Below are 9,939 nucleotides of genomic sequence, written 5' to 3'. Positions count from 1 at the left end.
TTTCTTATATCGAATATACTTCTTGGAGTTATTTTATAAATAATTTACTCACATTCTTTTTCACTTCATAATTCAAATCTATTGACTTTTAAAACTCAAATCAATAACTTCGCAAACATAGGAGAAAATATAAGCAGCCTGCATAAATGAACTTATATCACTTATATGGTTTAATTTATTTAAAACCCTGCGAACTTTGCCAAAACTTTTGCGAACTTTGCGGTTAAATAAAAAACTGTGAATACTAAAATCTCCATAACAGCGTTTTCATCTATTTCTCCATTAGGAAATAATCCTGAAGAAGTCTGGAAAAAATACCTAAACAATCAGCATTGCTTTTCGCAGCAATTTTTAGATCAGCAGGAAACTTCTGTAGCAGCACTTGAAGCTGACTCCAAACAAATTATAGCTGAAGTTCGTGAATCAGATTCTAAATATAAATTTTTAGATGATTCTGTTTTGTTTGCTTTGGCAGCTTCGCGAAAAGCGATTGAGCAGGCAGGTTGGAAATCAGGAGATGTATTTGGAATCAACATAGGCTCTTCACGCGGAGCAACTGATTTGTTCGAAAAGCATTACAAAGAATACATTGACACCGGAAAAGCGCAAACTCTCGCCTCTCCAACAACTACTCTGGGAAATATTTCTTCCTGGATCGCACACGATTTGCAAAGCGTGGGTCCGGAAATTTCACATTCCATTACCTGTTCTACGGCGCTTCATGCTATTTTAAATGGCGTTGCATGGCTAAAATCCGGAATGGCAGATAAGTTTTTAGTTGGCGGAAGTGAAGCACCTCTAACTGATTTTACGATTGCCCAGATGCGGGCTTTAAAAATATATTCGCGTATTGATCAGACGAAAGACTCGTGGCCCAATCTGGCTTTTGATTTTGAGAAAACGCAAAATACGATGATTTTAGGTGAAGCTGCCGGTGTTTGCTGTCTGGAAGCTGACGAAGCAGAAAATGCAATAGCCTATATAACCGGAGTTGGATATGCAACTGAGATTCTGGAACATAATATTTCGATTTCTGCAGAAGCGGATTGTTTTCAGAAATCGATGAAAATGGCTTTAAAAGAAACCGATATAAAAGAGGTAGACGTGATTGTCATGCATGCACCCGGAACCATAAAAGGTGATTTAACCGAACTGCGCGCGATCGAAAAAGTCTTCGGAGAAAATGTACCATTACTCACTACCAACAAATGGAAAATCGGCCACACTTTTGGGGCTTCAGGAATTTTGAGTTTAGAATTAGCCCTTTTAATGATACAGCACGATAAGTTTATCAATGTTCCGTTTGCGAAAGCTCAAAATCAGACGAAAACCATTAAAAAAGTGCTGATTAATGCCGTTGGTTTTGGAGGAAATGCCGTTAGTATTTTAATTGAAAAAGCATAAATATGAATCGTTTCTACGGAACTCAATGAACCATATCTCATTAACAACGGATTAAAATCTGTTGCTACAAAATAAATCGTTCCTCCGGAACTTTTGCTTTATCATTTTAATATAAAGCAAAAATTTTATAAGTAAAACTACATTGACTAAACTAACATCAAATCAAAACAGTTTCAATTTAAAATTGATTCCTTCGACTATAGTAAGACTAATAGAAATATAAACAAAGAGCCTTAGACTCGTAACATATTGTAGCGACGGATTTTAATCCGTTGAAAACATACGATTATTACAAGAGTTCCGTAGAAACGAATCATATAAAAAACCGATTTTAAAACGGACAAGACAAAATAAAAAAAGGCTCAAAGTTTTAAAAACTCTGAGCCTTTTTAAATATTATAAAATTCAACTTAGTTGATGCTGTTTAGCATGTCTGCGATTTCGTCTAATCTTGGTGTTAATATGATTTCGATTCTACGGTTTTTAGCTTTTCCTTCAGGAGTTGCGTTGCTTGCCAAAGGAGAAAATTCACTACGACCGGCAGCTGTTAGCTTTTGTTTGTTGATTTTAGCATTTTCACTTAAAATAGCCACGATTGCAGTCGCTCTTTTGGTAGATAAATCCCAGTTGTTAGCGATTGGTCCAGAGCCTGCGTATGGATCATCATCAGTATGTCCTTCAATCAATACAGAAAGATCCGGATTGTCGCCCAATACTTTTCCTAACTCTACAACCGCTTTTCTACCCTCAGAACCCACTGCCCAGCTTCCAGAATTGAAAAGCAGTTTATTTTCCATAGAAACATATACTTTTCCGTTTTTCTGTTCAACTGTAAGTCCCTTTCCTTCGAAACCGTTTAAAGCTTTAGACAATGTTTCTTTCAGCTTTCTCATTGCTTCTTCTTTTGCTGCAATCATCGCTTCAAGTTCATTCAGACGGCTTGCGGTTTTATCTAAACGTGCCTGCTCTTCAGCTAATTTTTTTGATTTTGCTTCTAATTCGGCCAGCAAATCGCGGTTTTTGTTCATGTTTTTCTCTAAAGCATCGTTGCTGTTTTTCTCTAATGCGTTATAAGAATCCTGTAAAACTTTGAATTTGTTCTGTGCAGCGGCAAGATCAGCTTTTTGTTTTGCTAAATCATCTTTTGCACTTGCTAAATCCTTCGTTAATTTATCACGGTCTAATTCTAACTGACTTTTTGCTTTTTTTAATTCGCTGTTTTCATCAGCAATAGAACGGTTTTCTTTTTTTAAGTCTGAATATTTTGTTTCCAGGTCGTTGTAGATTTTTTTGGAAACACAAGACGTTGAAAGTGCCAGGACAAGCAATCCAAGTGAGGCTTTTTTAATCATTTTTATGGTATTTATAATTAGGTTATTATTCTTTAAATGTGCTTTTTACCGTAATGCCCTAGCCCTGATTGAAACGGAAATCCTTTGTGGTTTTTCTTTAAAACCACAAAGATTGCAGTGGAAAGCAGGAATTAGCTCCTTAAACTTTGCTAACGAATCATTGAACTTAGAACCCGCCTTTGTGTAACAATAACAATACCAGAATTACTCGATTTCGACTAAAACCGGACAATGATCTGAATGTATGGCATCCGGAAGAATAACGGCACGTCTCAATCTGTGCTCTAAAGGCTGGCTTACCAGATTGTAATCGATACGCCAGCCTTTGTTATTACCTCTGGCTCCTGCGCGGTAACTCCACCAGGTATAATGGTGCGGGTCTTTGTTGAAATGGCGGAAACTGTCGATAAAGCCAGATTTCATAAAGGCATCTAACCAGGCACGTTCAGCCGGCAAAAATCCTGAAACGGTTTTGTTTCGAACCGGATCGTGAATATCAATCGCTTCGTGACAAATATTGTAATCTCCGCAAATTATGATATTAGGAATGGTTAATTTTAATTCATTTATGTAGTTTTGAAAATCATCCATATACATAAATTTATGGTCTAATCTTTCGATATTGGTCCCTGATGGCAGATACAGGCTCATTACCGATACATCATCAAAATCGGCACGCAGGTTTCTTCCTTCGAAATCCATATGTTGAATTCCGGTTCCGTAAACAACCTGATTGGGTTCTATTTTAGATAAAATGGCTACACCACTGTATCCTTTTTTAGTTGCCGGATAATAATATTGATACGGATAGCCTGCAGCTGTAATCTCTTCTGTTGGAATTTGCTCTTGTGTAGCCTTAATTTCCTGAAGACAAATTACATCAGGATTGGCCTGCTGAAGCCAGGTAATAAAGCCTTTTGAAATAGCAGCGCGTATTCCGTTTACGTTATAAGAAATAATTTTCATTGGATTTTTTTAGAATTTCAAAAGTAATAAAAATGCTGAAAGTTTACATAACAAACGCTAAAAGTAGAGTTTTTTGTTATCTTTGTTCGCTGTTCTAATAAATTAAAAAAGTACATGGGTTTAGTTACCGCGAAAGAAGTTGCAAAGGCAATAAATGTTGACAAGTACGGAGTTTTCGGTACTTTTTCAGGCTGGATTCTCATGAAGGTTCTTAAAATATCCACCCTCAATAAAATTTACGATCACAATAAACATTTAGAAGATGTTGCTTTTTTAAACGGTATTTTGGATGAGATGGAGATCAAATTCGAAATTCCTGAAGAAGATTTAAAGCGTCTGCCTAAAGATGGTGCTTACATTACGATTTCAAATCATCCGCTTGGAGGAATTGATGGTATTTTACTTTTGAAACTGATGCTTGAAAGAGAACCTAATTTCAAGATTATCGCCAACTTCTTATTACACAGAATTATCCCGATGAAAAAATACATTATGCCGGTTAATCCTTTTGAAAATCATAAGGATGCAAAATCGAGTGTAATAGGCATTAAAGAAACTTTACGTCATTTAAGCGACGGAAAACCTTTGGGGATTTTCCCTGCCGGCGAAGTTTCGACTTACAAAGACGGAAAACTCGTAGTTGACAAACCCTGGGAAGAAGGTGCTATCAAACTGATCAGAAAAGCAAAAGTTCCGGTTGTCCCGATTTACTTTCATGCTAAGAACAGTAAATTATTCTATTGGCTTTCTAAAATTGATGATACTTTACGTACAGCAAAATTACCTTCAGAACTTCTTACACAAAAAGACCGTGTGATTAAGGTTCGTATTGGAAAACCAATTTCGGTAAACGAACAAAATGAAATCGAATCGTTCGAAGAATACTCTGAGTTTTTAAGAAAGAAAACTTACATGCTGGCTAATCCTTTCGAAAAGGAGCATAAATTACTGGATACATCTAATTTAAAAATTACGAAAGCGCCTAAAAAGATTGTTACTGCTGCTAATGAAGCAAAAATGATTGATGAAGTTCAGGCTTTAAGAAACAGTGACTGTCGTTTATTGCAAAGTAAAAATTATGAGGTCTTTTTTGCCACAGCGAAATCAATTCCGAATATTTTACATGAAATTGGGCGTTTACGTGAAATTACTTTCCGTGAGGTTGGCGAAGGAACGAATGAATCTATCGACTTAGACCAGTTTGACCAGTATTACCATCACATGTTTTTATGGGATGAGGATACTAAAAAAATTGCCGGCGCTTACCGAATGGGATTAGGTTCTGAAATTTATCCAAAATATGGGCTCGAAGGTTTTTATCTTAATGACCTTTTTAGATTTGAACCTGAACTGCATGACATGATGCATAATTCCATAGAAATGGGCCGTGCTTTTATCATCAAAGATTATCAGCAAAAACCGATGCCTTTATTTTTATTGTGGAAAGGAATTATTCATACGACCTTGCGTTACCCTGAACACAAATATTTGCTGGGTGGAGTAAGTATCAGTAATCAGTTCTCAGACTTCTCTAAATCACTAATGATTGAGTTTATGAAATCGAACTATTACGATCCGTATATTGCGCAGTACATCCATCCGAAAAAGGCTTATAAGGTAAAACTGAAAGATGCAGACAAAGACTTTATTTTTGATGAAGCTGAATCAGACCTGAATAAATTTGACAAAATTATTGATGAACTGGAACCTGGAAATTTACGTTTGCCTGTTCTGATTAAAAAGTACATCAAACAAAATGCACGTGTAGTGGCATTTAATGTTGACCCTCTGTTCAATAATGCTGTAGACGGCTTAATGTACATCAGGATTGCAGATATTCCGGAAAGCACTATGAAACCTGTTATCGAAGAGTTTCAAATCGAACTGGAACGAAAATTATCTGAAAAAGAAGATATTAGCTAAGAAAAACCTATAAAAAAGAAAACCCATTTCGCTTGAAATGGGTTTTTTTTATGTTTTAGAACCAGATAGATTGATGTAAAACATCATCAAGAGTATTATTTGTGATAAAAATTATCAATCTTACGAAATGGTAAATAGCCAGAAAATAGGCTAAATTATAAGCTAATCTTTTATTGTACAATAGATTAGAAAAGTATTCCTTTTTATTGATTATCTCTACTATTAATACAACAATTGTCAACCAGCAAAAAAGAATTACAAATGGGCCTAAAATATGATAACTAATACTTTTATAAATATCCCCCTGATAAAAATATACCAACGATTTCGTTATACCACAACCAGGACAAGGAAACCCAGTAAGCATCTTAAAAGGACATAAAGACTGATCTGACTCTAAATGGTCATTATGATTGTTAAGCATAAAAAAAAACGGAACAATCAGTGTTATTGTAGCACCGACAATTCCGTAAATTTTGCGTTTTATTCTGCTATTATTTATATAATCTGTTGATATCACCTTGTACAATCATTGCTGCTGCAATAGGAAAAAAGAAACCTAAAACAATTAATAATGTAGATTGGTCTTTTTGAAGTTCTCCAGTTTGTTCATACACTTTAGGCAAAGCTTCTTTACCAGCCAAATAATAGAAATAAATATTAACCGGCATACAACATCCTGCAAATATTGCTATTGGCTGCGAGATTACTTCTTTTTTAGCAACTGCATTAAAAACCTCAGCAACTTTAATATTCCAGTAAATTAAATATAGTCCGCAAGTTAAAAATCCAAATACTAGAACCATAATAGGATCTACTTTAAATTCTGGTATCTCTAAATTTGGTTTATTCCATTCTTCAGGTTTTGTATTTTCCATTTTATATAATCTAATTATTGTAGTTCAACTTTTCCAATCTCATTAATTTCCTCGATTTCATTTTTTGGATCTGGTCCATATTGATTTGATCCACGATCACCTTCTGTACACATTAAAACTAGTAACCAAATACCACCAATAAATGGAATAAGTGCTATAAAATAAAACCATCCACTTTTTCCAACATCGTGTAATCTACGAACTACTACACCTAAACCCGGAACAATCGTTGCTAAGGTATATAATCCAAAAAGAGCATATCCAATAATTCCTCCTGTAATTGCATCTCCAAAAATCCCTCCAACTATTGCTCCAATCAGTATTAAAAGAATTGAAATTATTCCATTAGCAAGAGCAAAATACCAATATTCACTTCTTCTGGCACGACCATTAAAGTTTGCATAGTTTTCAAAAACCACTTTCTTGTACCATTCAATCATAATAATATTTTTTTTAGTTAAACCCTACTCTTTTTAGGATTTTCGGCTTACTCCTTTTTAAAATTTTGTTAAAATTAAGGACAATATTAAAAAAAAATAAATTCAAAAGCTAATTGTGTCAATTAATTTTTCAGAAAAAACCTGTTATTAAAATCTAAAGAAATATCGATAATTATTTTGAATACAAAGCCTTTATTTTATCTACAATAACCTGAGCCAGACGTTCATGGCTTTCAAATGTCCAGCCCGCAATATGAGGGGTAAGGATTACTTTTTTACCATCCAGCAAATACTGAAAGGCTTCTGGAGTATTTTTTTCCTGAAATAATGTTTCAAAAGAAAGTTTCTCATATTCCAAAACATCCAGACCTGCACCTAAAACCTTTCCGGACTTCATAGCTTCAACCAAATCAGCCGTGACGATGTTTTTACCACGTGAAGTATTTATAATCCAAAATGGCTTGGCAAATGCATTGATAAAATTCAAATCGATCATTTTGTCTGTTTCCGGCGTCCATGGAATATGCAGGCTCAATACATCTGTCTTTTGCTGTAATTCCTGTAATGAAACTTGTTTGGCATTTTCATCTCCCATATTATCAGCAATGTCATAGCACAACACTTCAACATCAAAACCCCTTAATTTTTTAGCAAAGGCTTTTCCCATGTTTCCGTATCCGATAATTCCAACCGTTTTCCCGTCAAGTTCATGTCCGCGGTTGCTTTCCCGGTTCCATGCTCCTGATCGGATTTCACTATCTGCCTGATTTAGTTTATTAAAAAGAGATAAAATCATTCCTAAGGTATGTTCTGCAACAGCGTTGCAATTACCTTCCGGAGCCGCAATAAGATTGATATCTTTTTCTATTGCGTAATCACAGTCGATACTCTCAAGACCCGCACCAACTCTGGCAATAAACTGCAAATTGACAGCTTTATCAATAAACTGTTTGTCGATTTTAAAACGACTTCTGATTACAATGCCGTTATAATCCTGAATTTTAGCTTCGATTTCTTCTTTTGAAGATTTAAAGTCGGCATGATTTTCAAAACCTGCTTCTTCTAATTGCTGCCAAAGAATGGGGTGGTTGCTGTCGATATGTAGAATTTTTACACTCATTTTTTAAAAATTTAGATAAACAAAAATACATTTTATTCTTTTATTTAGTAATCTGCACAGACCAAACAAAACACTATATCTTTTCTATTGGGTTAATTTTTTTTTAACTTTGAAAAACAACATTTCCGAAACTTCAGAGACGTTTTAATACATACATAAATTGCTAAAATGAAATTGACCAAGACCTTTAATGCCTTTTTTGAAAACGAAAAATCAAGTGGACTGTTGTTATTATTTGTGACTGTTCTTTCACTTACAATTGCTAATTTATCATTTAACACAGAATACATTGCTTTTTGGGAAAAAGATCTGGGTGGACATTCCATCACACACTGGATTAATGACGGATTAATGACAATATTTTTTTTACTGATTGGATTGGAACTGGAACGTGAAATATACCATGGTGAATTATCCAGCATAAAAAATGCATCATTACCAATAGTAGCAGCATTTGGAGGAATGTTAATTCCTGCGGCCTTATTTTTGGCTTTAAATTACGGAACTGAAACACAAAACGGAGCAGGAATACCAATGGCAACAGATATTGCATTTGCAATCGGAATTTTATCGCTTTTAGGAAATAAAGTCCCTGTATCATTAAAGGTGTTCTTAACAGCATTGGCAGTCATTGATGATTTGGGAGCCATAATAGTAATTGCTATTTTTTATACCTCCACTATAGCTTTTTTTAATCTTGGGATAGCACTTGGAATCTGGATTCTCTTATTTGTTTTGAATCGAATGAAAATCCACAATCTAATTCCTTATTTAATTGGGGGGTTTATTATGTGGTATTTTATGCTTAGTTCTGGAGTACACGCCACTATTACAGGGGTAATTTTAGCTTTCGTAATTCCCTTTGGGGATGGAAGCGAAAAAACATCATCGTACAGGTTACAGCATTTTCTACACAAACCTGTTGCCTTTTTTATATTACCTTTATTTGCTGTTGCCAATACATGTATTGCTATAGAGTCTGACTGGTATCAAGGCATGAATCACCCCAATACCTTTGGTATCATCTTAGGATTGGTTGTTGGAAAACCTTTGGGCATCCTACTCTTTTCTTTTATTGGAGTAAACTCTGGCCTATGTGCTTTACCCAAAAAATTAAAATGGACTCATATTCTGGGTGCCGGAATGTTGGGTGGCATTGGTTTCACGATGTCTATCTTCATTACATTTTTAGCATTTAAAGATCCTGAAACCATTATTTTTTCAAAAATAGCCATTCTGATTGCATCACTGCTTTCAGGGATTTTTGGATTTATTTATTTGAAATACATCTTAGCGCAAAAAAAGACTTAGTTATGAAATTAAAAAAAATTCCCTTTATATTGTTTTCATTTTCAGTATTGATAATTTTTGCGTGCGAAAACAAAAAAGAGATATCAATTCCGGTTAAAAACAACAATGACACTATTGCAACACTTCCAACAATTAAAAATGAAGAATCAATAGCCGGAATTTATCAAGGCGATGAATGTGGTATTTCTGTAGAAATAGCAAAAGCCAGGAATGGTTATTCCTATGTATTAAAAACAAATAACCGAAAATTAACAGGCAAGGCCACTTTCTCTACTAATGAATCAGGAGAAAAATATTTGGTTTTGGAAGGTATTGAATGGGATGAATACGAAGGAGATATCAGTCATCAAGATGAAACAGATACTATTTCGGATCCTAAAAAGACAAATAAAGAATTAGAAATACCAACCGGAATCGGTTTTGCTTATAAAAAAGATACACTAACCATGCAGAATTATGGAAATGCTATGAATTACTACACGAAACTTGGAGAATGTGATGCAAAATATATTGAATTGGTTAAAAAGTAAATTCCAAATCCCACA

The 9,939-nt window shown here is 34.6% G+C and carries 10 protein-coding genes; 4 read left to right on the top strand and 6 right to left on the bottom strand.

Annotated features, from left to right (window positions below; all coding sequences use genetic code 11):
- The first annotated feature begins 237 nt into the window (after positions 1 to 237).
- Complete coding sequence (locus K8B81_RS17175) at positions 238 to 1,404, top strand: beta-ketoacyl synthase N-terminal-like domain-containing protein (RefSeq protein ID WP_223682778.1); 1,167 nt, start codon at positions 238 to 240, stop codon at positions 1,402 to 1,404.
- Between the two features lie 410 nt (positions 1,405 to 1,814).
- Here K8B81_RS17175 and K8B81_RS17170 read toward each other — a convergent pair whose 3' ends face one another.
- Together K8B81_RS17170 and K8B81_RS17165 are read right to left on the bottom strand one after the other, a co-directional pair.
- Positions 1,815 to 2,756 (bottom strand): OmpA family protein, encoded by a 942-nt coding sequence (locus K8B81_RS17170; protein WP_223682777.1) that lies wholly within the window; start codon positions 2,754 to 2,756, stop codon positions 1,815 to 1,817.
- Between the two features lie 204 nt (positions 2,757 to 2,960).
- The gene (locus K8B81_RS17165; protein ID WP_223682776.1) at positions 2,961 to 3,722 is read right to left on the bottom strand and encodes an exodeoxyribonuclease III; all 762 of its coding nucleotides are present in this window, start codon (positions 3,720 to 3,722) and stop codon (positions 2,961 to 2,963) included.
- Positions 3,723 to 3,836: 114 nt separating this feature from the next.
- Here K8B81_RS17165 and K8B81_RS17160 point away from each other — a divergent pair, with 114 nt between their 5' ends.
- Positions 3,837 to 5,645, top strand: a complete 1,809-nt coding sequence (locus tag K8B81_RS17160; protein WP_223682775.1) for a GNAT family N-acyltransferase — start codon at positions 3,837 to 3,839, stop codon at positions 5,643 to 5,645.
- Positions 5,646 to 5,700: 55 nt separating this feature from the next.
- On the opposite strand, the gene K8B81_RS17155 is transcribed toward K8B81_RS17160, so the two are convergent.
- The 4 genes from K8B81_RS17155 to K8B81_RS17140 form a co-directional block, all read right to left on the bottom strand.
- A complete protein-coding gene (locus tag K8B81_RS17155; RefSeq protein ID WP_223682782.1) occupies positions 5,701 to 6,012 on the bottom strand; it encodes a DUF2752 domain-containing protein in 312 nt (103 codons plus the stop codon).
- 127 nt (positions 6,013 to 6,139) lie between these two features.
- Entirely contained in the window at positions 6,140 to 6,523 is a 384-nt protein-coding gene (locus K8B81_RS17150; protein ID WP_223682774.1) for a DUF4234 domain-containing protein, read from the bottom strand.
- A gap of 14 nt (positions 6,524 to 6,537) precedes the next feature.
- Positions 6,538 to 6,963: a DUF805 domain-containing protein gene (locus K8B81_RS17145; protein ID WP_223682773.1), complete on the bottom strand. Its 426-nt coding sequence runs from the start codon at positions 6,961 to 6,963 to the stop codon at positions 6,538 to 6,540.
- Positions 6,964 to 7,135: 172 nt separating this feature from the next.
- Positions 7,136 to 8,083: a 2-hydroxyacid dehydrogenase gene (locus K8B81_RS17140; protein ID WP_223682772.1), complete on the bottom strand. Its 948-nt coding sequence runs from the start codon at positions 8,081 to 8,083 to the stop codon at positions 7,136 to 7,138.
- Between the two features lie 168 nt (positions 8,084 to 8,251).
- Here K8B81_RS17140 and nhaA point away from each other — a divergent pair, with 168 nt between their 5' ends.
- Entirely contained in the window at positions 8,252 to 9,394 is a 1,143-nt protein-coding gene (gene nhaA / locus K8B81_RS17135) for a Na+/H+ antiporter NhaA (protein WP_223682771.1), read from the top strand.
- Between the two features lie 2 nt (positions 9,395 to 9,396).
- Positions 9,397 to 9,924, top strand: coding sequence for a hypothetical protein (locus K8B81_RS17130; protein ID WP_223682770.1), 528 nt, complete (start codon positions 9,397 to 9,399; stop codon positions 9,922 to 9,924).
- The last annotated feature ends 15 nt before the right edge of the window (positions 9,925 to 9,939 follow it).

Source organism: Flavobacterium hibisci, assembly GCF_020026925.1.
GTDB lineage: Bacteria > Bacteroidota > Bacteroidia > Flavobacteriales > Flavobacteriaceae > Flavobacterium > Flavobacterium hibisci.
This window is presented reverse-complemented; position numbering and strand designations above follow the sequence as displayed.